This is a genomic window from Neobacillus vireti, from assembly GCF_001026695.1.
In the GTDB taxonomy this organism is placed as follows: Bacteria; Bacillota; Bacilli; order Bacillales; family Cytobacillaceae; genus Neobacillus; species Neobacillus vireti.
In genome coordinates this window covers 240,074-262,785 of record NZ_LDNB01000012.1, presented here as the reverse complement: position 1 = coordinate 262,785, position 22,712 = coordinate 240,074, and the positions used below count along the sequence as shown (strand labels likewise).

General features: G+C 39.7%; 27 protein-coding genes. 3 read left to right on the top strand and 24 right to left on the bottom strand.

Features of this window, described 5'->3' with window-relative positions; genetic code table 11:
• The first annotated feature begins 176 nt into the window (after positions 1 to 176).
• The gene (locus AA980_RS14280; RefSeq protein WP_024030464.1) at positions 177 to 410 is read left to right on the top strand and encodes a DUF2627 domain-containing protein; all 234 of its coding nucleotides are present in this window, start codon (positions 177 to 179) and stop codon (positions 408 to 410) included.
• A 12-nt stretch (positions 411 to 422) separates the two neighbouring features.
• Here AA980_RS14280 and AA980_RS14275 read toward each other — a convergent pair whose 3' ends face one another.
• Complete coding sequence (locus AA980_RS14275; protein WP_024030465.1) at positions 423 to 1,151, bottom strand: glycerophosphodiester phosphodiesterase; 729 nt, start codon at positions 1,149 to 1,151, stop codon at positions 423 to 425.
• A 38-nt stretch (positions 1,152 to 1,189) separates the two neighbouring features.
• Between AA980_RS14275 and AA980_RS26430 the strand changes: the two genes are divergently transcribed.
• Positions 1,190 to 1,333, top strand: coding sequence for a YycC family protein (locus tag AA980_RS26430; protein WP_024030466.1), 144 nt, complete (start codon positions 1,190 to 1,192; stop codon positions 1,331 to 1,333).
• 37 nt (positions 1,334 to 1,370) lie between these two features.
• Here the strand turns inward: AA980_RS26430 and spo0A are convergent, their stop codons facing one another.
• The 22 genes from spo0A to spoIIIAA all read right to left on the bottom strand — a co-directional run bounded on the left by spo0A (position 1,371) and on the right by spoIIIAA (position 21,250).
• A complete protein-coding gene (gene spo0A, locus AA980_RS14270; RefSeq protein ID WP_024030467.1) occupies positions 1,371 to 2,162 on the bottom strand; it encodes a sporulation transcription factor Spo0A in 792 nt (263 codons plus the stop codon).
• 281 nt (positions 2,163 to 2,443) lie between these two features.
• Positions 2,444 to 3,733, bottom strand: a complete 1,290-nt coding sequence (gene spoIVB, locus AA980_RS14265) for a SpoIVB peptidase (protein ID WP_024030468.1) — start codon at positions 3,731 to 3,733, stop codon at positions 2,444 to 2,446.
• Positions 3,734 to 3,905: 172 nt separating this feature from the next.
• Positions 3,906 to 5,594 carry a DNA repair protein RecN gene (gene recN / locus AA980_RS14260; RefSeq protein WP_024030469.1) on the bottom strand — a complete coding sequence of 563 codons (1,689 nt, stop codon included), beginning with the start codon at positions 5,592 to 5,594 and terminating at the stop codon, positions 3,906 to 3,908.
• A 15-nt stretch (positions 5,595 to 5,609) separates the two neighbouring features.
• Positions 5,610 to 6,059: a transcriptional regulator AhrC/ArgR gene (gene ahrC, locus AA980_RS14255; RefSeq protein ID WP_024030470.1), complete on the bottom strand. Its 450-nt coding sequence runs from the start codon at positions 6,057 to 6,059 to the stop codon at positions 5,610 to 5,612.
• Between the two features lie 142 nt (positions 6,060 to 6,201).
• Positions 6,202 to 7,032 carry a TlyA family RNA methyltransferase gene (locus AA980_RS14250; RefSeq protein WP_024030471.1) on the bottom strand — a complete coding sequence of 277 codons (831 nt, stop codon included), beginning with the start codon at positions 7,030 to 7,032 and terminating at the stop codon, positions 6,202 to 6,204.
• A gap of 3 nt (positions 7,033 to 7,035) precedes the next feature.
• A complete protein-coding gene (gene dxs / locus AA980_RS14245) occupies positions 7,036 to 8,931 on the bottom strand; it encodes a 1-deoxy-D-xylulose-5-phosphate synthase (RefSeq protein ID WP_034724876.1) in 1,896 nt (631 codons plus the stop codon).
• 324 nt (positions 8,932 to 9,255) lie between these two features.
• Positions 9,256 to 10,149 (bottom strand): polyprenyl synthetase family protein, encoded by an 894-nt coding sequence (locus AA980_RS14240; RefSeq protein ID WP_024029803.1) that lies wholly within the window; start codon positions 10,147 to 10,149, stop codon positions 9,256 to 9,258.
• Positions 10,150 to 10,152: 3 nt separating this feature from the next.
• Positions 10,153 to 10,386, bottom strand: coding sequence for an exodeoxyribonuclease VII small subunit (locus tag AA980_RS14235; RefSeq protein WP_024029802.1), 234 nt, complete (start codon positions 10,384 to 10,386; stop codon positions 10,153 to 10,155).
• A complete protein-coding gene (gene xseA, locus AA980_RS14230; protein WP_024029801.1) occupies positions 10,376 to 11,734 on the bottom strand; it encodes an exodeoxyribonuclease VII large subunit in 1,359 nt (452 codons plus the stop codon). Before xseA ends, AA980_RS14235 begins: the two co-directional genes overlap by 11 nt.
• Before the next feature lie 80 nt (positions 11,735 to 11,814).
• Entirely contained in the window at positions 11,815 to 12,672 is an 858-nt protein-coding gene (gene folD, locus AA980_RS14225) for a bifunctional methylenetetrahydrofolate dehydrogenase/methenyltetrahydrofolate cyclohydrolase FolD (protein ID WP_024029800.1), read from the bottom strand.
• Positions 12,673 to 12,708: 36 nt separating this feature from the next.
• Positions 12,709 to 13,107, bottom strand: a complete 399-nt coding sequence (gene nusB / locus AA980_RS14220; RefSeq protein ID WP_024029799.1) for a transcription antitermination factor NusB — start codon at positions 13,105 to 13,107, stop codon at positions 12,709 to 12,711.
• A 191-nt stretch (positions 13,108 to 13,298) separates the two neighbouring features.
• On the bottom strand, positions 13,299 to 13,706 hold the full coding sequence (locus AA980_RS14215; protein WP_024029798.1) for an Asp23/Gls24 family envelope stress response protein: 408 nt from the start codon (positions 13,704 to 13,706) through the stop codon (positions 13,299 to 13,301).
• A 21-nt stretch (positions 13,707 to 13,727) separates the two neighbouring features.
• Positions 13,728 to 15,083, bottom strand: a complete 1,356-nt coding sequence (gene accC, locus AA980_RS14210) for an acetyl-CoA carboxylase biotin carboxylase subunit (protein ID WP_024029797.1) — start codon at positions 15,081 to 15,083, stop codon at positions 13,728 to 13,730.
• Between the two features lie 18 nt (positions 15,084 to 15,101).
• Entirely contained in the window at positions 15,102 to 15,617 is a 516-nt protein-coding gene (accB, locus tag AA980_RS14205; protein ID WP_024029796.1) for an acetyl-CoA carboxylase biotin carboxyl carrier protein, read from the bottom strand.
• A gap of 380 nt (positions 15,618 to 15,997) precedes the next feature.
• A complete protein-coding gene (locus AA980_RS14200; RefSeq protein WP_024029795.1) occupies positions 15,998 to 16,549 on the bottom strand; it encodes a SpoIIIAH-like family protein in 552 nt (183 codons plus the stop codon).
• A 15-nt stretch (positions 16,550 to 16,564) separates the two neighbouring features.
• Positions 16,565 to 17,215 carry a stage III sporulation protein AG gene (gene spoIIIAG, locus AA980_RS14195; protein ID WP_024029794.1) on the bottom strand — a complete coding sequence of 217 codons (651 nt, stop codon included), beginning with the start codon at positions 17,213 to 17,215 and terminating at the stop codon, positions 16,565 to 16,567.
• On the bottom strand, positions 17,208 to 17,837 hold the full coding sequence (gene spoIIIAF / locus AA980_RS14190) for a stage III sporulation protein AF (protein ID WP_024029793.1): 630 nt from the start codon (positions 17,835 to 17,837) through the stop codon (positions 17,208 to 17,210). The genes spoIIIAG and spoIIIAF overlap by 8 nt, the downstream gene beginning before the upstream one ends.
• 11 nt (positions 17,838 to 17,848) lie before the next feature.
• Positions 17,849 to 19,048: a stage III sporulation protein AE gene (gene spoIIIAE, locus AA980_RS14185; protein ID WP_024029792.1), complete on the bottom strand. Its 1,200-nt coding sequence runs from the start codon at positions 19,046 to 19,048 to the stop codon at positions 17,849 to 17,851.
• 141 nt (positions 19,049 to 19,189) lie between these two features.
• Complete coding sequence (gene spoIIIAD, locus AA980_RS14180) at positions 19,190 to 19,579, bottom strand: stage III sporulation protein AD (RefSeq protein WP_193392260.1); 390 nt, start codon at positions 19,577 to 19,579, stop codon at positions 19,190 to 19,192.
• A 16-nt stretch (positions 19,580 to 19,595) separates the two neighbouring features.
• On the bottom strand, positions 19,596 to 19,799 hold the full coding sequence (gene spoIIIAC, locus AA980_RS14175; RefSeq protein WP_007084610.1) for a stage III sporulation protein AC: 204 nt from the start codon (positions 19,797 to 19,799) through the stop codon (positions 19,596 to 19,598).
• Positions 19,800 to 19,810: 11 nt separating this feature from the next.
• Positions 19,811 to 20,326 (bottom strand): stage III sporulation protein SpoIIIAB, encoded by a 516-nt coding sequence (gene spoIIIAB / locus AA980_RS14170; RefSeq protein WP_024029790.1) that lies wholly within the window; start codon positions 20,324 to 20,326, stop codon positions 19,811 to 19,813.
• The gene (gene spoIIIAA / locus AA980_RS14165) at positions 20,327 to 21,250 is read right to left on the bottom strand and encodes a stage III sporulation protein AA (RefSeq protein WP_024029789.1); all 924 of its coding nucleotides are present in this window, start codon (positions 21,248 to 21,250) and stop codon (positions 20,327 to 20,329) included.
• 214 nt (positions 21,251 to 21,464) lie between these two features.
• Here spoIIIAA and AA980_RS14160 point away from each other — a divergent pair, with 214 nt between their 5' ends.
• Positions 21,465 to 22,136 (top strand): SIMPL domain-containing protein, encoded by a 672-nt coding sequence (locus AA980_RS14160; RefSeq protein ID WP_024029788.1) that lies wholly within the window; start codon positions 21,465 to 21,467, stop codon positions 22,134 to 22,136.
• A 41-nt stretch (positions 22,137 to 22,177) separates the two neighbouring features.
• On the opposite strand, the gene AA980_RS14155 is transcribed toward AA980_RS14160, so the two are convergent.
• On the bottom strand, positions 22,178 to 22,687 hold the full coding sequence (locus tag AA980_RS14155) for a TlpA family protein disulfide reductase (protein WP_024029787.1): 510 nt from the start codon (positions 22,685 to 22,687) through the stop codon (positions 22,178 to 22,180).
• Between the last annotated feature and the right edge of the window lie 25 nt (positions 22,688 to 22,712).

Genomic DNA, 22,712 nt, shown 5'->3' with positions numbered 1-22,712 from the left:
TTTTATTTAAAGAAATATTTTTCATTCTCCCATAGAAAAAAACATGCAATTTCCTTCACTCTCTTTATTTTAGTACCAAACACAAATGTTGACAAATTATTTCTATGTAATACTATTTTCTTGAGATATAATTAGATATCACTTGTTATAAAATTAGCAATCGGAAGGATTTAATTATGATTCGTATTTTCGCTCTTATCATATTACTAATCCCAGGGGTTTTAGCCGCTTTTGGAATAAAATTAATGCGTGATATGACCTTCGGGATTCTTCAAGCACCATTCCCGTATTTGTGGCTTCAATTTCTTGTTGGCTTACTTCTTTTTATCGGCGGTCTAGCGTTTGTAGCAGGATTTATTTTTCATCGCGATCGAAAAAGAAATAAGGTTCAAACAAAATTTAAAAAGTAGAAAAGAGGCCGTCTAGGGTCTCTTTTCATATGGTTTCCGTAATTGAAGCGCCTTAACTGTTTCATCCGTAATAATTGCCGTACAATTAATATTAAAGAAGCGATGCATATCGGCATCTTTATTTACGGTATAGGGTCTTACGGCAATTCCATTTGCCATCGTATTAATGATTATCTTATCTGACATCGCAGAATGTTTTGGATGAATCCCTTTTGCTCTTATTGATTGTGAATAAATCCACGGCATATAAATGCCTTCAATAAAAAGCGGAGCTGTTTCAATTTCCGGCGCCAGTCTATAACTGTAAACAATACTATAGTGGTTAAAAGAGGAAATAATAATCCGATCGGATAAGCCGAACCTTTGAACAAGCTCAATGACCTTTTCTTCCATTCCTTCATAAGGAATTAAACCGTTTTTTAATTCAATATTACATAGCAGCTTGTTTGTCTTCATTCGTTCAAGTACTTCTGCCAGGGCTGGAATCGGCTCTTTTTTAACACCTTTTTTATTAGCATTTAGTTTTCTAATTTCTTTATACAAAAAGTCTTTTACAAAACCATTTCCATTCGTTGTTCGGTCGACTTTTTCATCGTGAATAACAACTAGTTCACCATCTTTCGTCATTTGAACATCGAGTTCTATCCCATCCGCTCCTGCCTTTTCTGCGTCAACAAAGGCACCCATTGTATTTTCAGCAAAAGAGACAGCGTAGCCGCGATGTGCAAAAATCTGCGTCATAACTTCACATCCTAACTTTAAAATGGAGGAATTATCATATGAAACCCTTACAATTATCACCCGAAACAGCTATTAAGCTTTCCGAAAAATTAAAGGTACCGATAGAACAGCTTATGCATATGCCCCAACATATTCTAATTCAAAAAATAATGGAATTAGAAAATGATTATTCATCAAAATAAAAAGCCTCATTGCTGAGGCTTTTATTTATTCTTCCTTTCAAGAAGCCTTATGCTCAAGGCGTAATTTATCAGCGACCATGGCAATAAATTCTGAGTTGGTTGGTTTTGCTTTTGACATGCTGACAGTATATCCGAAAAGACTGGAAATGGAGTCAATATTACCTCGGCTCCAAGCAACCTCAATGGCGTGACGAATCGCACGCTCAACTCGGCTTGCTGTCGTGTTATACTTTTTGGCAATATCCGGATATAATACTTTCGTGATTGAACCAAGCAGCTCGATATCGTTGTAAACCATTGAAATGGCTTCACGCAAGTATAAATAGCCTTTAATATGTGCCGGAACACCAATTTCATGAATAATGCTTGTAATACTAGCATCTAAATTTTTTGGTTTTTGTTCCACTGGAGAACGATAGCTAGACGACGAAGCTTTTCGAGTAAACGAACTACTGTTACCACTCACTTGGCGAATGTGGTTACCAAGATTATCCATATCAAAAGGTTTCAAAATAAAATAGGAGGCACCAAGTTCAACAGCTTTTTTCGTCACATCTTCCTGGCCAAAAGCCGTTAGCATTATGACATTTGGCAGAGCCCCCCTTTTTAACTCACGCAGGCGCTCAAGCACTGCCAAACCGTCAAGATGCGGCATAATAATATCTAAAACCAGAACATCAGGGTCTACTGTCCCTAACATGTCTAAACACTCCTGGCCATTATGGGCAATCCCAACCACTTCCATATCTTCTTGGGATGAAATATAATCCTCTAATAATCCAACTAGCTCCCTATTGTCATCAACCACACAAACTTTTATTTTCTTCAATTCCAGTTCCTCCTCAGGTTCAACTCATCTCTATTTCATCTTAAAATCAATAATCAACTGTATTCTCTTAATTCTATTCTAATTTACAAATTCGACAATGCAACAAAAATTCCTTTGATTTTTTTTATTTTTCTTAAATTAGTGTTATAATCTTATCTTTTCTTTGTTTTTCTCTCCTTTTCGACGAAATTCGCCTCATTTCCAGTAAATTACTTATTTTTGTCGAATTTTCTTTAACATAAAAAAAGCAAAATAGGGAATAACCCCATTTTGCTAATAAATTAACTAGCCTTGCTTTTTGGTGTTTCGTATATATTAATTCCAGCTTCATTCAGCATCCATTCAATATGCACCCCATAACCTGAGGTCGGATCATTGACAAAGACATGTGTTACAGCTCCGATTAGCTTTCCATCTTGGATAATCGGACTTCCGCTCATCCCTTGAACAATTCCTCCTGTTTTCTCAAGGAGCCTGGGATCTGTTACTTTTATGACCATCCCTTTTGTAGCTGGAAACTTTTGCGGAATTGTGCTTACAATTTCTATATTAAATTCTTCTACTCGGTCGTTATTGACCACTGTTAATATTTTTGCAGGTCCTTCTTTGACTTGATGGGATAACGCTATTGGCAGTGGTTTATCCATAACGCCATTTTTTAATTCTTCATTTAATTCTCCAAAAATTCCAAACGGACTATTTTTTTGGATATTCCCAACGATTTCACGGTCATTTGAGAAACGGGCAAGCTTTTCACCGGGATCACCATTACTGCCTTTTTCAATAGAAGTGACGGTTGAACGAACAATTTGGCCATCCTCGACCACGATTGGTTTTTTTGTATCCATGTCTGATATGACATGCCCAAGGGCACCATATTTTTTAGATTGAGGGTGAACGAAAGTCATGGTTCCAATTCCTGCAGCTGAATCTCTAATATATAATCCAAGCTTGTAGGTGTTTTCCCCCTTATCCTTTAATGGGGTGAGTTTGGTGGATAGTTTTCCACTTTCCCTGCTTATAGCGATATCGAGAGCTTTACCTGTTTGTCCTGCCGTTTGTACAAAAGGTGCAACATCGGTCATTTTTTCTATTTTGCTGCCGTTAATTTCAGTAATAATATCCCCAATTTTGATTCCTGCAATTTCTCCTGGGGACTTTTTACCATCTACTGTATTGATTAAATGGTGGCCAACAACTAAAACACCAACTGTATTTAATTTGACACCTATTGACTGACCGCCTGGAATGACTCGAAAATCTTTTAAGACATGTACATCGACCTTTTTTATTGGAATACCAGCAAATTCTAAAAGCATTTCATTTTTGCCTTTTTCAGTTGCTTTTACTGTAACCGATTGCTTTTCCTGTTCAAGCGTGTTTTTAGAATTGTGAGAATTTAAGGCGGCTGATACCGGGGCAGCCTTATTGAATGTGTAATCCTGTCCTTCAAAAACAGTAATCGTCTTAGGAATGCTTAAATATTGACTCATAGGCTGAAAAAAAATAAGGCTAACTAATGAAACAAGGAGAATTCCACCAATAATTTTTCTAATTATCTCAAACCTCAAAATTTTCACTCTCCTCGCTTCTAGTGCTACATGTAAAAATGGCTACATCTTTAATTTTGCCTCGTTCACAAGCATTTATAACTGGTATAAACATAAAAAAGCTACCCAAGATGGATAGCATTTCAATTTTTCACGAAATAATGGTCTAAAAGACCTCTAAATGATTGAAATTTCACCTTATTTTATTTTCTGCCGCTAAAAGTAATAATTCCTCAGCATGTTGTTTCGTAAGTTCGGTAATTTCAGCACCGGAAATCATCCGGCCTATTTCTTTAATTTTTTCTGCAATAGCCAATGGTGTGACTGAGGTTGTCGTTCTGCCGCCTTTAATCGTCTTTGAAATAAATAAATGGGTATCTGCCATAGCTGCTACCTGAGGTAAATGAGAAATACATAAAACCTGGGAATCAATCGCAACCTTATAAATTTTCTCCGCAATTGACTGGGCAACTCTTCCGCTCACACCCGTATCTACTTCATCGAAAATTATCGAGGTTACACCTTGATGCTTGGAAAAAATACTCTTTAATGCCAGCATAATCCGTGATAACTCACCTCCAGAAGCGACTTTTGATAATGGCTTCAATGGTTCTCCCGGATTGGTTGAAATATAAAACTCTACATGGTCAACGCCATTTTTTGAAAAATGCTGAATGTCAGATTCAAACCGAATTTCAAAAACGGTTTTGGCCATATATAATTCCTTCAATTCTTTATGTATTAATAGTGTTAGCTTTTCAGCCCACTTGTGCCGAAGTTCAGTTAATTGCTTAGCTTCAAGAACTAAGTCTTTTCTAATCGAGGTTAATTCTTTTTCCAATTCAGCTATATGTGTTTCTTTATTTTGGAGCGTTTCAATTTCTTCTTCGATTTTCGCAGCATATTCTACTATTTCATCGATTGTTTTGCCATATTTCCGTTTAAGCTGGTTAATTTCATTTAAGCGGTTTTCAATTTCATTTAGCCTTTCCGGATCGTATTCTAAAGCATCCAATTCATTTCTTAATGAACTTGCTGCATCCTCTAATAGATAAAAACTATTTGATACGGAATCAGAAATTTCTTTATAGCTTGAATCAAGCGCCGCTGCATCTTCGAGGTACCCCATAACCATTCCAATCCAATCAAGACCCTTTTGGTCTCCATTTAATGCGGCATAACCTGATTGAATCGCCTCATATACTCTTTCAAAATTCCCCAGTTTTCTTTTTTCCTCAAAAAGCACTTCATCTTCATGAAGTTTTAATTCAGCCTTTTGAATTTCATCTAATTGAAATTGAATTAAATCCAAACGGTGGGCCGTTTGCTGATCATTTTCACTTAAAGTTTTTAGCTTATGTAATGTTTGTTCATAACGCCGAAAGACTTTTAGGTATTCACCTTCCGAGGCTATGATTTCTTCTGATCCGAATTGATCAAGCAATTGTAAATGTTTGGTCTCATCCATCAATTCCTGATGTTCATGCTGACCATGAATATCCACAAGGGTTCGTCCAATTTCCCGTAGTGTTGATATCGTTACAAGCTTTCCATTTATACGGCAAACACTTTTTCCTGTTCGGGAAATATCGCGCCTTAATACAACCATTTCTTCTTCTATATCTATCCCAAATTCTAAAGCTTTCTTAAGCACAGGATGGTCTGGATCATCAAGTTGGAATAATCCTTCTATTTCTGCCTTTTCCTCTCCATGGCGGACAAACTCTGCGGATCCTCTGCCACCCGCAAGTAAATGAATGGCATCAATAATAATCGATTTACCTGCGCCTGTTTCCCCAGTAAGCACAGTTAATCCCTTATTAAAGGAGATAGAAAGGGCTTCAATTATCGCGAAATTTTTTATTGACAATTCTGCTAACAAGGAACTCTCCCCCAATTACAACATATCTAGGAATCGGTTGGTAACAACTTCCGTATCCTCCGGTGTCCGACAAATAATTAACATGGTATCGTCACCGCATATCGTTCCTAATATTTCTTCCCAATCAAGATTATCGATAAGTGCACCAATAGCCATCGCATTGCCCGGCAAGCACTTCATGACTAACAAATGCCCTGCTGAATCAATCCTAACAAATGCGTCAACTAATGACCGTTTAAGTTTTTGCAATGGATTAAATCTTTGGTCTGCCGGCAGACTGTATTTATAACGGCCATCTAGTAATGGTACTTTAACCAAGTGTAATTCTTTTATATCGCGTGAAACCGTAGCTTGAGTCACATTATAGCCTGCACTCTTCAACTCATCGACAAGTTCGTCCTGTGTCTCAATATCATTGCCGGCAATAATCTCTCTTATCTTAATATGACGCTGGCCTTTATTCAATTTTTTCACCCCCGGTTGTTAAAAACATTAGAGTATTTTGTATTAAAAGTCGTATCTACCCATATGTTAGCCCATTTTTATTTCCTTGTACATTATTCTTATAAAATAAATGAATAAAAAGGATAGGCATTCGCCTATCCTTCTAGTCTTGCTTTGTATGAAATTCTTTATGTGCTTCCTTAACAACGTCAGCAGGACTGACTGGGAGCTGAATGATACCTGCGTCCTGTTCACCTTCCCATTTAAGATGAAGCAAAAATTCAATATTCCCATCTCCGCCTGTAATGGGCGAAAAGGATAGGTTTTCGACAAGGAATCCTTGTTGAACAGAAAAGGTAATGATCTTATCGATTACCTGTAAATGGACTTTTTCATCACGCACAATGCCTTTTTTACCAACTTGATCACGCCCGGCCTCGAACTGTGGCTTAATAAGGGCGATAATATCACTTCCCGGTACAAGAAGTGTCTTTAATACAGGCAATATTAAGGTAAGTGATATGAACGACACATCAATTGAGGCAAAATTCGGCATTTCACTTGTTAAATCAGCAGGGGTTACATAGCGAAAGTTAGTCCTCTCCATTACGACAACTCGATTGTCCTGCCTAAGCTTCCACGCAAGCTGGTTGTAGCCGACATCAAGAGCATAGGACATTTTCGCGCCATTTTGCAGTGCGCAATCGGTAAATCCGCCGGTTGAAGCCCCAATATCTAATAACACTTTATCATGGACACTGACATCAAATATTTTCAGCGCCTTCTCAAGCTTCAAGCCCCCACGGCTGACATACTGGAGCATTTTCCCCTTAATGTTTAGCGGGATATCAATCTTGACCTTTTCTCCAGGTTTATCGAGCCGTTCTTCATTTGTATAAACCAGACCCGCCATGACGGCTCTTTTCGCTTTTTCCCTTGTTTCTATTAAACCTCGTTCTACGAGTAAAACATCTAAACGTTCTTTATTTTTCATAAGTTAAGCCCTTTGTTGTTTTTTCCGTGCCAGTGTTGAAATTCTCTTGATCACTCCGTCAGTGGTTAGACCAATCTCTTCAAGGAGGGAGCCTACATCCCCATGTTCAATAAATTGATCAGGGATTCCAAGTCTGTCAATTTGAGCATGATAATAGCCTTGGTCATGAGCATATTCAAGAACAGCACTTCCAAATCCGCCTTGCAATACCGCTTCCTCAATGGTAAGGAGAGGGATGTTATTTTCTAACAACTTCGTTAGCATCTTTTCATCCAACGGCTTAATAAACCGGGCATTGACCACCCTCACGGAGATTCCTTGCTTTTCAAGGGCCATCGCCGCCTCCATAGCCATTGGAATGGTCGTTCCAAAAGTTAGAATCGCTGCATCTTCGCCTTCCTTGATAACCTCCCACGTCCCGATAGGAATGCTCTGGAATTTCTCATCCATTGGTACACCGATTCCATTGCCGCGCGGGAATCTCATTGCAATTGGGCCATCATCATAATTCAAGGCCGTATAAACCATATGCTGGCCTTCATTTTCGTCTTTCGGCATCATTAAAATCATGTTTGGAATATGTCTTAAAAAGGCAATATCGAATACCCCTTGATGCGTTTCACCATCTGCACCAACTAAACCGGCACGGTCGATTCCAATAAATACATTTAAGTTTTGCCTGCAAATATCATGAACAACCTGGTCATAGGCGCGCTGCAAGAAAGTCGAGTAAATCGCAAAAAAAGGTTTCATATTTTGTGTCGCTAATCCTGCAGCTACTGTTGCCGCATGCTGCTCAGCGATTCCAACATCATACATTCGTTCGGGAAACTCGCTGGCAAAGCCTTCAAGCTTCGAGCCAACTGGCATCGCTGGTGTAATCGCCACAATTCGTTCATCTTCGCGCGCAAGCTTGCGGACGGTTTCGCTGACTAAGCTGCTCCACGCTGGAGGCTGAATTTTGTTTGGCTTTACAAAGGCACCTGTGTCCATCTTGTATGGACCTGTACCATGCCACGTACCTGTTTTATCAGTTTCTGCCGGTTGAAACCCTTTTCCCTTTTTCGTTATTACATGGAGGAGGACGGGGCCGGCCGTCTTTTTAGCATAACTAAGATTCTCAAATAAATCGTCAAAATTATGACCATCAATTGGACCTAAATAAGTGAAACCTAGCTCTTCAAAGAACATGCCAGAAACGAATAAATACTTTAGACTGTCTTTTATCCGTTCCGCGGTTGCCGCAAGTTTACCACCAACAGCTGGCACCTTTTTCAGCAGAACTTCCAGTTCATCTTTCACCCATTGATATTTTCCAGCTGTCCGCAATTGACCGAGAATATTATGCAGCGCCCCAACATTTGGAGCAATCGACATTTCGTTATCATTTAAAATCACAATCATATCCTTTTTCTCATGACCAATATGATTTAGGGCTTCTAATGCCATCCCGCCTGTTAAGGCACCATCGCCAATAACCGGTACAACGAAGGATTTTTCCTTTTTTAAATCCCGGGCAATCGCCATTCCCATCGCCGCAGAAAGTGAGGTGGAGCTGTGTCCTGTTTCCCACACATCATGCTCACTTTCAATTCGTTTCGGAAAACCGCACAAACCTTTGAATTGTCTTAATGTATCAAAATCACACGCTCTGCCAGTTAATATTTTATGGACATAGGACTGATGCCCAACATCCCAAATAATTTTATCCTTTGGGCTGTTAAAACATTTATGTAAAGCGATAGTTAATTCAACAACACCTAAATTCGGTCCAATATGGCCTCCGGTTACAGATAGCTTTTCAATTAAGAATTGGCGAACATCCTTACTCAAAGCCTCCAGTTCTTTATTCGACATCCCTTTTAAAAAGGACGGGTCTTTTATTGCTAATAGATCCATTTTTGGACCACTCACTTTCATACTTTTTCTTAAGAAAAGCGCAAGCGCCTTGGTCAGCCCCGACAAGCACAAGACGAGCCGGCCGAAAGGTTGTTCTTTAACCTTTTGGACGGATTGGCTTGTGACCTCGAGGGGCTAGGCGCTGAAGCTAGACAGTTCTCGAAGTCAAAATTTATACTTTCTTTTCTTTAAAAAATAGCCGCTAACACAGGTAGTGATAACGGCATTGTCAAAGTTTTCTACATTGAAAACAATTATAACATACTTAATTCATTGCCTCAAATTCCCTTTATGATAAAAGGCTTAGCACTGTATAACCGGTTTTTAATGGTCTCTTGATGCAATTAAATCCGTTATTTCCTCTAAGAGGTTTGTCTGTAAGCCTGTCTTTCTTAGATGTACTTTCGCTTGGTTTATTTCCTTATCCAGCGCTTGCTTAGCACCTTCTAATGATAGTAATTGAGGATATGTACTTTTATGATTTGCCGTATCACTGCCAACAGTCTTGCCAATTAATTGTTGATTACCAACTAAATCAAGAATATCATCCTGGATTTGAAAAGCAATACCAAGGTGATGCGAAAAGGCAGAAAGGTGTTCTAATTGGCTCTCCGTTGCACCTGCCAAGATCGCCCCTGCTATCACACTAAATCGCAGCAGCTTACCTGTCTTATGAATATGAATATACTCAAGTTCATGAAGGGTTAAAGACTTCCCTTCGCCCTCCATATCTGCAACTTGACCCCCAACCATTCCTTCGGCCCCGGCTGCTTTCGCCATTTCAATGATCACCTTTAGCAAGGTATCGGGAGAAGCGAAATCAGATGGGATTTTCCCGATAACTTCAAAACTATACGTTAATAAAGCATCGCCAGCCAATATAGCAACCGCATCACCGAAGACTTTGTGATTGGTCGGCTTCCCGCGTCGTAAATCGTCATTATCCATACTAGGCAGGTCATCATGGATTAAGGAATAGGTATGAATCATCTCAATTGCCGCAGCTGCCAACATGCCCTTTTTCGGATCTATGCTATATGCGTCCAAGGTCGCAAATAACAGTAATGGACGAATTCTCTTGCCGCCTGCTTCAAGAGAATAAATCATCGATTCTTTAATATTAGGTGGGGCAAAGAGCTTTTCGACCAGCTTACGAAGCTCCGTTTCCAGCAGTTGTTTATATTCTTCGGTAAATGCGTCTAGTAACCTGGTTTCCAAGTTTTATTCCTCCTCTTCAATCGAAAAGTTCTCCGTTCGCCCATCCTCCGTTATGATTTGAGTAAGTTGCTCTTCAACACTTTTCAATTTGTCATGACAAATTTTTGATAATTCCATTCCTTCTTTATAAAAAGTAATCGCCTCTTCTAATGGAACATCTCCTTCTTCAAGCTTATCGACGATTTGTTCCAGTTTCGTCATGGCGTCTTCAAAAGATAATTTCTTTTCATTCGTCACTTTTTCCGCTCTCCTTTATATTCTCCACATTACAGTATAGACTTCCGTCTGATAATTGAATCTGAACCCGCTCGTTTACCTTAACTTGTTTAACCGATTTAACAAGGTTGTAATCTTCGGTATATGCCAAACTATAGCCTCGTTCCATTATTTTCAAAGGGCTTAAGGCTTGTAAAGTTGAGAGAACATGATTGAAATCAGTTTGTTTTTTCGAAAATATTTGAAGCATAGACCGGTTCATATCTTTTTGTCTGCGTCTGAACTGATTTTTAGCTTCAAGTAATGCTTCGTTCGGATGGTTTCGCTGCAAACGTTTATATTGGATCTCATACTGGCCTTTTTTTAATTCAGATAACCTGGACGTGCCACGGACAAGCCTTTCAGTTAATTTGTCAACTTGCTCGAGCTTCTGTTCATAGAGACGATGTGGATAGCGAAAGGCATATGATTTTTGCACTCGGTTTAACCGCTCTTTATCATATCGGAACTTTTCCTGCATGGCTCTTAAAAGACGAGTCTGCCGCTGCAAAATTCGGTCCATTAATTCCTCAATATGCGGAACAGCGAGCTCAGCAGCACCTGTCGGAGTCGGCGCCCTAAGGTCCGCTACAAAATCTGCAATCGTAAAATCTGTTTCATGACCAACGGCCGAAATAATCGGAATCCTTGAGGAAAAAATCGCTCGGGCAACCTGTTCCTCATTGAAGGCCCATAATTCCTCAATAGAGCCTCCACCACGCCCGATGATCAAAACATCTATTTCCTTTATCCCATTTGCTTTATCAATTGCTTTCACAATGGAGGGTGCTGCATTATCACCTTGAACAAGGGCAGGGAAAACAAGAATATTGGCAATTGGATATCGCCTTTTAATTGTCGTGATGACGTCTCTTACCGCTGCACCCGTTGGAGAAGTAATCACGCCAACCGTTCTTGGATACTGGGGTAATGTCTTTTTGTGCTCAATTGCAAACAGTCCCTCTGCCTCCAACCTTTGTTTTAACTGCTCATAGGCTAGAAATAATTCTCCAATGCCGTCAGGCTGCATTTCTCTAATATAGATTTGATACTGTCCGCTTGGTTCGTACACGGTAATATCGCCTTTTACAATCACTTTCATACCATTTTCTGGTGTGAATTTCATAAACCGAGACTGGCTGGCAAACATAACCGCAAGAATTCGTGCCTTTTCATCCTTTAATGTAAAATACATATGACCGCTCGAATGCTGTTTAAAATTTGATATTTCGCCTCTAACATGCACATCATGTAAATGTGGATCAGCATCAAATTTTCGTTTTATGTATTTAGTTAAAGCATTTACGGATAGATATCTTTGCTCCTGCATAATAAGTTCCTCTTTTCAACCAATTAGCGAGTATGTCCTTATCTTTTATAGAATCGTAAAAGATAAGGACATGCTCCTGCTTAATCGCGTGTTAAACTTTCCTCAGCGGATTTTAGTGTATTATACATAAGCATTGTTATCGTCATTGGTCCTACTCCCTTTGGTACTGGTGTGATATATCCAGCCTTTTCACTCACCTCATCAAAAGCCACATCACCACAAAGCTTGCCGTCCTGATTACGATTAATGCCTACATCGATGACTACTGCGCCATCTTTAACATGTTCCGCTTTAATAAAGTTCGGGATACCGACAGCAGCAACAAGGATATCCGCTTGTTTTGTATGTACTTTTAAATCTTTGGTTTTGGAATGACAGTAGGTTACGGTTGCATGCCGATTAAGAAATAATTGCCCTACCGGCTTGCCGACAATATTGCTTCTGCCGACGACGACAACATTTTTCCCAACAATCGGGATTCCTGTTTCTTCAAGCAGCACCATAATCCCGTATGGCGTACATGGCAAAAACGCATTTTGACCGGTCATCATCCTGCCGATATTAATTGGATGGAAGCCATCGACATCCTTTAACGGGGAAATGGTCTCAATTACTTTACTTTCATCAATATGTTTAGGAAGCGGCAGTTGAACCAAAATCCCATGGATGGCGGGGTCCCCGTTTAATTCCTCAATCTTAGCGAGTAAGCTCTGTTCGGAGACCTCTTCCGGCATTTCAATTAATAAGGAGTACATGCCAAGTTCTTTACACGTCTTTTCTTTGCTTGTTACATATGTCCGTGAAGCATGGTTATTTCCGACCAATATTACAGCTAATCCTGGAGTTACTCCTTGAGATTTAAGGGCAGCCACATGTTCAGCAATCTCTACTTTTTTCTTCGCAGCAATTTCTTTTCCATTAATAATTTGTGCAGTCATTATAATTTCTCCCCCTGTGTGAGAGGACCCAATCAATTAATCGTTAAGAAGCTTTTGTTTCACCTTTGAAAGAACACCATTAATAAACTTACTTGATTGGTCGTCCCCGTAAATTTTGGCTATTTCTATTGCTTCATCTAAAATTACATTTGCAGGAACTTCAGTTCGAAAGTTTTTTAATTCAAATACAGCAATTCTTAATAGATTTCGGTCTACGGTAGCTAAGCGATCTATCGTCCATTTTTCAAGGTTTTCACTTATTAAGTTGTCGATTTCAACTTTATGTTCGACAACGCCTAAAACGAGTTTAGATAGATATTCGTCACCAGCCTCTCCTTCCAAAACATGATCAATTGCGGATGATGCCTCAGTGCTGCTTACATCGATTTGAAACAGTGCTTGTAATGCTTTTTCCCTTGCTGTTCTTCTCTTCATTATACCGTTAACTCCTTTAGATATATTAAATTATTTTTGTCTATTTTTATACAAACGTATTTGAAGGTTTTTACACACATAAAAAGATAATAGCATAACTAACATAGATTCGCACTGTATGGACAATTTTTTTTCAATTTGAATCAGTGGATAAGAAAAACCAAAGGATTAAGCTCCTTTGGTTTCTCTTCTTACATTTCTGAATCGATTTCCGGTTCGATCTTTTGGGTTTCAAATTGAATTCCAACGACATGTATATTTACTTCTTCAGCATCTAAAGCGGTCATATTAAGGAGCGCTTGCCGGATGTTATCTTGTACTTTCCCAGCAACAGTTGGAATGGATACTCCAAACTTCATCAAGCAATACACATCAACCTTTATTCCTGATTCAGTCAGCTCCACTTTAACGCCTTTACCGTGATTTTTTTTCCCTAAACGTTCTACAACACCGGTTGCAAAATTTCCCCGCATCGCCGCAATACCTTCCACCTCGGAAGTAGCAATCCCCGCGATGACCTCAATTACTTCAGGAGCTATTTCAATCTTTCCATGGCCGCTATTTCCTTGCTCCATTTCTAATACACTAAATTCGCTCATCTTTCAATTCACCTCCATAAATTAGATAGACTTCATCACATCATGCAGTTCCAAGAATTTCGTATTAAACGCGCCTTCTACAAATTTTTCATGCTCGAGTAGTTTTAAATGAAATGGGATGGTGGTCTTTATACCCTCAATGACGAATTCACTTAATGCCCGTTTCATTCTTGAGATTGCCTCTTCCCTGCTGGCGCCATACGCGATGACTTTCGCAATCATTGAATCGTAATAAGGCGGTATCGTGTAGCCCGGATATGCAGCCGAATCAATCCGAACACCAAGACCTCCTGGCGGCAAATACATTTTAATCTTTCCAGCTGATGGGAGAAAATTCTTTTCTGGATTTTCAGCATTGATTCTGCACTCAATTGCCCATCCTGTAAAAGTGACTTCCTGCTGATTTATTGATAGCTTTTCGCCGTTTGCCACTCGAATTTGTTCTTTAATTAGGTCGATTCCAGTGACCATTTCAGTAACAGGATGCTCCACCTGAATCCTGGTGTTCATCTCCATAAAGTAAAATTTACGATTGCGGTAGTCATAGATAAATTCTACCGTGCCGGCACCTGAATAGGCAACTGCTTTTGCTGCTTTTACAGCTGCTTCTCCCATCTCCTCGCGAATTTCTCCGTCCAAGGCAGGTGAAGGCGTTTCTTCAAGCAGTTTTTGCAATCTGCGTTGGATGGAGCAATCTCTCTCGCCTAAATGGATGGTATTGCCGTGAGAGTCACCAAGGACCTGAATTTCGACATGACGGAAGTCTTCAATATATTTTTCAATGTAGACACCAGAATTTCCGAAAGCGGTCAGCGCTTCCTGCTGGGTAATGTTGATGCCTTTTATTAATTCCTGCTCATTCCTGGCAACACGAATTCCTTTACCGCCTCCGCCTGCTGTTGCTTTAATGATGACGGGATAATGAATTTTTTCAACGAGTTCTAGGGCCTCGTCGATGTCATTAATAATTCCGGTGGATCCGGGAACGATCGGTACTCCTGCTTCCTTCATCGTTTCCCTTGCGATATCCTTTGTGCCCATTTTGGTGATTGCTTCTGGGCTTGGTCCAACAAAGGTGATATTACATTCACGACAGAGTTCAGCGAAATCGGCATTTTCTGCTAAGAAGCCATAACCCGGGTGAATAGCATCACTTCCGGTTAACTTGGCGACACTAATAATATTTGTAACGTTTAAATAACTGTCTTTTGATGCAGTAGGTCCAATGCAATAGGCTTCATCAGCCAACTGAACATGCAATGCTTCACGGTCTGCTTCTGAGAAAACGGCTACAGATTCAATCCCCATTTCCCGGCAGGCGCGAATAATCCTAACTGCAATTTCTCCTCTATTTGCAATTAACAGTTTTTTTATCATTCTGTTACCGCTCCTAACTTAAGGCTTTACTAAAAATAATGGCTGTCCGTATTCAACTAATTGGCCATTTTTTGCAAGGACTTCAACAATTTCTCCATCTACTTCTGCTTCAATTTCATTAAATAATTTCATCGCTTCCACAATACACACAATGGAATCCTTTGATACATGTGACCCAGCTTTTACATATGCGTCTGCATCTGGAGTCGGTGAGGCATAGAAAGTTCCTACCATCGGTGAAGTAATTTTATGTAGATTTGCTGTATCAGCTTCAGTGGTTGTTTCAACCTTTGGAGATTCCTGCTTTACTTCCACTGCAGGTGCTGCAGGTGTAACTGCTGCCGCTTGGATTGTTTGAACGGCAGCCGGTGCCGCTTGCGCAGCTGCTTGTATAACTGGCTGAACAGTCGTTACCGTTGCTGGACCATTTTTCTTCATCTTGATTTTAGAGCCGTCATTCTCATATACAAATTCATCAATACTCGACTGGTCAACCAATTTAATCAATTCACGTATTTCTTGTACTTTTAACATTATGTAACACCCCTCGAACAACTTTAATTAGGACTTACTACTAATACTATACGATAATACCTTATAAAAGTTCAATAATCTAATTTGTAATTCTAACTCTTACCCCTGCTTCCATCTTAATATTTTTTATGTAAAAAGGGAATTTTTACTGTCGATATCAATACAAAACTTTATTTTTCCCTATTAGTAAATAAATAAACGTAAAAAAAGAAGCGAGGCTTCCATAGATTGTTTTCCTGCAATTGGGCCTGTTGAAAGACCGTATACCAATGGAATTATAACAAATTAACGCGTTTAACTATTAAAGAATAGGATTGAAATAAAAGGCTATCGAAGGTTATTCGACAGCCTGAGGAAGCGCGGCTTCCCTTATTTTACGTTTACTTTGATGGTTCATATTCAACTGCAACATAGTTAGTTTCATCAATTTCTTTTTTCACTTCGAGCATAATTTTATTTGCTTCTTTTACTGATGGCTTCTTCTTGGCTTTAACTGTAACGATGACTTCCGGCCCATCGGCTCTAACTAGTACATCATCATAGCCCATCGTTTTAATAAAATGTTCAAGCAGTTCTTCCTTTTGAGCTGTTTCTGTTAATTTATTCATTTGATCTTTTACCTGACTTTTTTCCTCCTCGGAAAGATTGGTAGAAGCTAATTGGGTAGTTAGATCTTCTCTCTGTTGGCTTCGGAGGTCTTCCTGATTTATTTTAAGTTCTTCAAACTGAGCATCGCCCGCTACAGAAGAAATGACAGATTTACCATCCTTGGCTTCGGTTTTTGTTTTACCTTGATTTTGATCTTTAGCCTTTTGCTGTACAGCTGCTAGCTCATTCGTCTTTTGCTCTGGAGAGGTAATATAATAAACCGTCAGTACAACTACTAAACTTAACATTGTCAATAACCAAACTGTTTGTTTTTTTAAAAGCATGAAGAAATCCCCCTTTTATTTTTTAGGCATAACAGCGACTCTGTGGCTTGGCACTCCCAAAACCCTCGTGACTGCTTCCCTAATCCATTTTTTTACCTCGATATTATCAGCGCCCTTGGCAACCACTAATACACCGCGAATCTCTGGTTTTTTTGTCTCTACCACAATTGGAACCTCTTTTTCACCTTCACGGATTATCACCAGTTGTTCATCGGTTGAGGAATCAACCACTTTACGCTGCCCTCCGTCACGATCAACCTCATCGGTGGTCTGTGATTTTGTCACCCGATTTTTTTCCAGCACTTTTTTATCTGTTGAATCAATGTTCACTACGACGGTAACATCATTTACTCCTAACATTTCCTGAAGTGCCTTCTTTAGTTGATTCTCATATTTTTCTTCGTATTCAGCTATCGCCTTATTGCCTGAACCCTTATTCAAGCCAAATGCAGCTACATCCTCCGACTCTGCTTTCCCGCTTGTTGCAGCGGGTACCGAAGCAGGATTTGTGTCATTTTTAAACACAATATTGCCAACAAACATAAACGCTGCACCAATACAAAGGACAAGGATCATATACTGGTATTTACCGGGTTTCTTTTCACCTTTTTCATCCAGTTTGAGTAGTTTTTTGAGCCATGATAATGGTCCTTGGTTGTTATCCATTTTTCTTTTTGATCCCCCCCTCAATCGAAACCTCAACTGACTCTTCTGGTACGTTCCATTTTTGTGAAAGAAATGCGGCTATTTGTTCTGTTTCTTCTGTTGATCCTTTAGATGGAAGAGGTGTTCCTGTGTTAATTTCGATTTGTTTAATCACTTCGACTGTCTTCACGCCAGTTTCTGGCTGCTTCAGAAGAACCACAACCTTTTGGAGGTTTTCAGGAAATGCTTTGTCGCTTTCTTCGTTAATGGCTAGGTCAATTGTATCTATCTCCAATCCGTATTGGTCCATCAACTCCTTTTTAGCGTCCTTTTTGAGCTTGACAGCCATGTCTTTTAAAATATATGCACTCTGGGATGCTTGTATTTCTTTTTTCTTAAAATCTATTAAATTTTTCATATTTTTTTCCCCTGGTGCTTGATACGTTGGGATGGCAGCAAAGGCTGATTCAAAATCCTTGGAAATCAATTTAAGGATTGGGGTTAGAATAATGGCGATTAAGAGCAGTCCTGTAACCATTTTCGTATACTTTTTCATACTAGAATTTGGAAGGAGCATATCAATAACTGTAGCTAACAGGATAAACAAAATAATATTCGTTACCCACTCTTTCAAAAACTCCATTTTCATCCCTCCTATCTCATCATCATTGTTAAATTTCCGGCAGCTACAATAACTGTGATACATAAAAAGAACATCAACGAGACAATTCCAAGTGCGGCAAAAACATAGATAACACTCTTGCTGATAATATCCAGACAGGTAATGATTGGCCCGCCGCCTAACGGCTGGAGGATGGCGGCCGCAAATTTATAGATAAAGGCAATCATCAAAATTTTAATCGCAGGGAATGCGACGATGATTAGAAGGATGGCTACCCCGGCAATTCCAACCGTATTTTTTAACAGGACAGATGCACTAACGACTGTATCGGTAGCATCGGTAAACATTCTGCCGATGACCGGAATGAAGTTTCCGGTAATGAATTTCGCTGTCCTGATGGTAACGCCATCTGATACAGCCGCGGAAGCCCCCTGGACAGAGATAACACCTAGAAATACCGTTAAGAACAGCCCCATTAACCCGATGCTCCAATTTCTTAGCAATGCAGCTAGCTGCGACACTTTATATTGTTCTGACATTGTACTGACAATACTAAGCAAGGTAGCTAGAAAGAGGAGCGGTAGAATAATATATTGCATGAATAATCCGCTCATATTCATTAAAAATAATACGACTGGATGGAAGAAAGCAGCTGAAACAAGTCCTCCAGAAGCGGCTATTAACGCCAACAGCAACGGCACGAGCGCTAGCACAAAGGAGATCATCATCCCAATCGCTTCATTTGTGTAATCGATAGCGACATGGAAACTATTAAGTGCAAGAATGACCAGCACCATATAGACAATCGAATATGCAACTTTGCTGATTGCGCTTTTCTCAAAAGCATTTTGCATTGATTGGAGAAACATACTAAAAATCGTTAGCATAATCAACGAACCAAGTAATTTGCCATTCGCAACAAACTCATGGAAAGCAAACTTTAAAACTCCCTGCCCCCATTGTTTAAAGGAGAATTTTTTATCGCCTTTTATGAATTCATACAAGCTTCCTTTTTGGCTTTCCGGGAGAAAGCCGCCATATTTATTGGTAATATCTTCCCAAAATTGTTTTAATTCCGCTAAGTCCAAGCCTTTAAGCTGTGAATCTACTAATTCCTGTGGAGAAAGCGGGTTAGAGGTGTCCTTGGATTCTTCGACAGCTTGGACACTTGGAATCATTAAAAAAAAGGATAAGAGAATGATAATCGGAATAATCTGCAGCCTCTGCTTCAACTTTTACACCTCTTTAGAAAAGCGTAAGCGCCTTGTCCAGGGGTGACAGGCATAAGACGAGCCGGCGAGAAGGCCGCTTTTTGCCTTCTTGACGGATTGGCCTATGACCCAAGTCCCTAGGCGCTGGAGCTAGACAATTATTTAGCTCGGAATAAGTTTGATAATGGTTTCAATCAAAACGGTTAGAATAGGTATCGCCATGGCGAGAATGATAATTTTTCCTGCTAATTCAATTTTCGAGGCGATTGCTCCTTGACCGGCATCCTTCGTTATCTGAGTCGCAAATTCGGCGATATAGGCAATCCCAATAATTTTGAGAATCGTTTCAACATATACCATATTCACGTTTGCATTCACTGCTAACTTTTCCAGCATATGAATGATTTCAAAAATCTTATCAACTAAAAACAGAAAAATGGCACAGCCGACAAAAACAACTAAAAGGAAGGCGAAATTTGGTTTTTGTTCTTTAATGATTAAGGCAAGAAAGGTTGCGATGAGAGCGACACCTACTATTTTAATGATTTCAATAGCAAAGCCCCCCTTTCTATTGAAACAGGAATACAGACTTTATTTTTTGGAAAAGGTCGTCCACAATCGAGGCCACCTGAAACAGAATATAAATAAATCCAAACAAGGTGACCCACTGTGCATATTCCTTTTTACCCACTTGATCAAGAACAGTATGCAAAAAGGCAACCACTATGCCAACACCGGCAATTTTGAAAATAATATCTACTTCTAAGCCCATTGCTTTTCCCCCTAAAATAATAAAATAATCAGTAATAATCCTGATAAGAAGCCCAGGCTCTTTACCATCTTTTCATATTTTGCCTGCCTGTCGATGGCGTCCGCTTCTTCTCTTTCAAGATGTGTCAGCGTCAGCATAATATGTTTTTGCTGGGAAAAGCGATCATGGCGGCCAAGGGTTTCCCCAAATTGCTTCATAATTTCAAATTCCCCTTGCTTTAATGCTGTGGACTTCCAAACCTCTTTTAAACTAGTTTCCCAAGCATCCTTCACCGTTGTTTCTGTGTCTGTCAGTTTCTTTCCAAAGGCTTCAAAAAACAGGGAAAGAGGTTTTGAAAGCTGGGCAGCTAATCTCCTGGCAGCCTCATGCAGTGGTGTGTGACTATACATGATTTCCGCCTCTAGTGATTGCAGTGCCGATCTTAACGCCCTTAGCTGTTTTGGGCGGTCACTAAAATTTCGGGCTGCCTCAAACCCAGTCCAAGTCGTTGCAACAATAATGATGATCGCGCCAATTAACTTAATCATTCATGTCACTCTCACTTTATGCTTCATTTCATGTCCATTTCCATCGAGTATATGTTTAATCGTTCCAGGCCCAGCTTCACGGCTCAGAATGACAAAGCGCTCAAAAATTCTTTGGTCAATAATGGCTCTTAAGGACGGTCGCTTTCGTATTTCTTCCATGCTCGTCCCATGTGTAGTGGTGATTAGTTTGATACCCGCATGAACCGCCTCTTGAATGGCCTCCGCATCCTCCATTCTGCCAATTTCGTCGGCAATCAAGACTTCGGGGCTCATCGAGCGAATCATCATCATCATTCCTTCAGCCTTTGGACAGGCATCTAAGACATCAAGCCGATGGCCAAAGGTTAATTGCGGTACGCCATTTACACAACCAGCGATTTCACTCCGCTCATCCACGATACCTACCTTACGAGCCTGAAAGCCTTTTGCCCTGTTCCCGGAAGAAATGATTCTTGCAATATCTCGTAACAAGGTTGTTTTCCCTGTTTGCGGTGGTCCAATGACCATCGTATGCATCCAATTCCTTTGATAAAGATAGGGGATTAGTGGTTCAGCTATCCCCACCTTTTCCCTGGCAATCCTTATGTTAAAAGAGGAAATATCCCGAATCGCCTTGACCCTTCCCTCTTCAAGGATCACCTTACCAGCGAGCCCAATCCGATGACCCCCGGAAACGGTAATATATCCTCGTTTGAGCTCTTCCTCAAGCGTATAGATTGAGAAGTTGCTTATTTTATTCATTAAATGAACGGCATCTTCGGGCTGAATAAGATAGGATAAAAATCTTGGTTCTCCCTTTAGCGTCATTTCAACTGGACGGTTCATGCGAATGCGGATTTCCTCTAATTTTTCTTTTTCATTAGGAGGGATTTGGCTGATTAGCTCGGCAATTTTTTTTGGTAAGAAGTTAAGAATTGTTTCCACGAAGGTTTCCTCCTTGTCTCTCATTATTTAAAATGTATGCCTGCTTGGACGCATTATGACTTTCAAATCTGGTCATTCTTTCAAAAATTATCCTTTGATTCTATTTTCTTAAGCCTTTTACTAGACAAAATAGAAGAATTTTAACAATGGAACATTTAGCAAATTTTTGCCGTATTTTATAGAAAGCTCGAAGGTTTTAAGGAGGAGAAAAGATTTGTATAATTACCAGCCCCCAAGGAATGGGCTTCCAGGCAAGGGACATTCATTGATTAAAGTAACCGGGGACGGAGTATTAGCAGTCCAGCCCGACACTGCCTCTGTCAATTTAGGGGTCGTCACTGAAAATAAGGTACTAAAAACAGCCCAGCAGCGAAATTCTCAAGAGTCAAAAAGGGTTATCGATTCTCTATTAGCACTTGGAATTCCCCATAGTCATGTGCAAACATTCGATTACCGGATTGAATCCGATTATGATTATGAGCAGGGAAAACAAATTTTTCGCGGCTATAAAATCACTCATATCTTACAGGTGAAAATAGAAGATTTATCGATAATAGGAAAAGTGGTGGACACTGGGGTCGAAAACGGAGTAAATTATGTCTCAAATATCCAGTTTAAAGTGAAAAACAAGGATTCTTATTACCAGCAGGCTCTAACAATGGCAATAAACAATGCGCTTGAAAAGGCGAAAACGATTGCAGCAGCATTAAATGTAACACTGGTTCCGACTCCTAGTTTGGTCATCGAAGGAGGAGCCGTTGCCCTTCCCTTTTATCATCAACCGGAAACACTTGTAAAAGGGATAAGCTCCACCCAATTTGAGCCGGGACAAATACTGATTAAGGCAAATATAGTAGCGGAATTTCACTATTTGCCTACTTATTAAAAAAAGGATTGAACCAGAGAAGGTTCAATCCTTTTTTAACATTAATCATCATATTTCTTTGCCCAGTTGTACAATTGCATTTCTGTAATTGCCCCATTGTAGTGCTCACGAATGACTCCCTGTTTATCAATTACAAATGTTTCAGGCTGCCCTGTGACATTATACAACTTCGAAACCTTCGCATTGTAATCAAATAAATAATTCATTCCAGCTTTATTGCTGTCGGTAACTTTTTTAATCTTATCCATTGTCTCACCTCGGTTAATCATAAGGAGGTTATATCGATCACCATACTCTTTTTGGAAAGCCTCCAGCTCTGGAAGTTCTTCCTTACACGGGGCACACCATGATGCAAAATAATTCAAAATAACAACTTTTCCCTTAAAATCAGTGAGTTTCGTGGTACTTCCATCTAAATTTGGCAGCTCGAATTGATAAGCCTTATCTCCGACATCTGTATGTTTTCCTTTTGTTACCATACTATAACCAAAAAAGCCGAACATACCTACAATAAGAATAAATACGAGTAATTTGATAACTCGCTGGTTCATCGGATTTCCTCCTGACCGATAAAAT

Excerpts from the sequence above, each read along its gene's own strand:
- AA980_RS14275 (WP_024030465.1), bottom strand. The coding sequence starts at position 1,151 with ATGACGCAGATTTTTGCACATCGCGGCTACGCTGTCTCTTTTGCTGAA.
- AA980_RS14155 (WP_024029787.1), bottom strand. The coding sequence starts at position 22,687 with ATGAACCAGCGAGTTATCAAATTACTCGTATTTATTCTTATTGTAGGT.
- AA980_RS14250 (WP_024030471.1), bottom strand. The coding sequence starts at position 7,032 with ATGAAAAATAAAGAACGTTTAGATGTTTTACTCGTAGAACGAGGTTTA.
- spoIIIAC (WP_007084610.1), bottom strand. The coding sequence starts at position 19,799 with ATGGGCTTAGAAGTAGATATTATTTTCAAAATTGCCGGTGTTGGCATA.
- accC (WP_024029797.1), bottom strand. The coding sequence starts at position 15,083 with ATGATAAAAAAACTGTTAATTGCAAATAGAGGAGAAATTGCAGTTAGG.
- spoIIIAB (WP_024029790.1), bottom strand. The coding sequence starts at position 20,326 with ATGATTAAGTTAATTGGCGCGATCATCATTATTGTTGCAACGACTTGG.
- spoIIIAG (WP_024029794.1), bottom strand. The coding sequence starts at position 17,215 with ATGGATAACAACCAAGGACCATTATCATGGCTCAAAAAACTACTCAAA.
- AA980_RS14215 (WP_024029798.1), bottom strand. The coding sequence starts at position 13,706 with ATGAGCGAATTTAGTGTATTAGAAATGGAGCAAGGAAATAGCGGCCAT.
- folD (WP_024029800.1), bottom strand. The coding sequence starts at position 12,672 with ATGACTGCACAAATTATTAATGGAAAAGAAATTGCTGCGAAGAAAAAA.
- AA980_RS26430 (WP_024030466.1), top strand. The coding sequence starts at position 1,190 with ATGAAACCCTTACAATTATCACCCGAAACAGCTATTAAGCTTTCCGAA.
- AA980_RS14200 (WP_024029795.1), bottom strand. The coding sequence starts at position 16,549 with ATGCTTTTAAAAAAACAAACAGTTTGGTTATTGACAATGTTAAGTTTA.
- accB (WP_024029796.1), bottom strand. The coding sequence starts at position 15,617 with ATGTTAAAAGTACAAGAAATACGTGAATTGATTAAATTGGTTGACCAG.
- spoIIIAF (WP_024029793.1), bottom strand. The coding sequence starts at position 17,837 with ATGGAGTTTTTGAAAGAGTGGGTAACGAATATTATTTTGTTTATCCTG.
- nusB (WP_024029799.1), bottom strand. The coding sequence starts at position 13,107 with ATGAAGAGAAGAACAGCAAGGGAAAAAGCATTACAAGCACTGTTTCAA.
- dxs (WP_034724876.1), bottom strand. The coding sequence starts at position 8,931 with ATGGATCTATTAGCAATAAAAGACCCGTCCTTTTTAAAAGGGATGTCG.
- xseA (WP_024029801.1), bottom strand. The coding sequence starts at position 11,734 with ATGCAGGAGCAAAGATATCTATCCGTAAATGCTTTAACTAAATACATA.
- AA980_RS14280 (WP_024030464.1), top strand. The coding sequence starts at position 177 with ATGATTCGTATTTTCGCTCTTATCATATTACTAATCCCAGGGGTTTTA.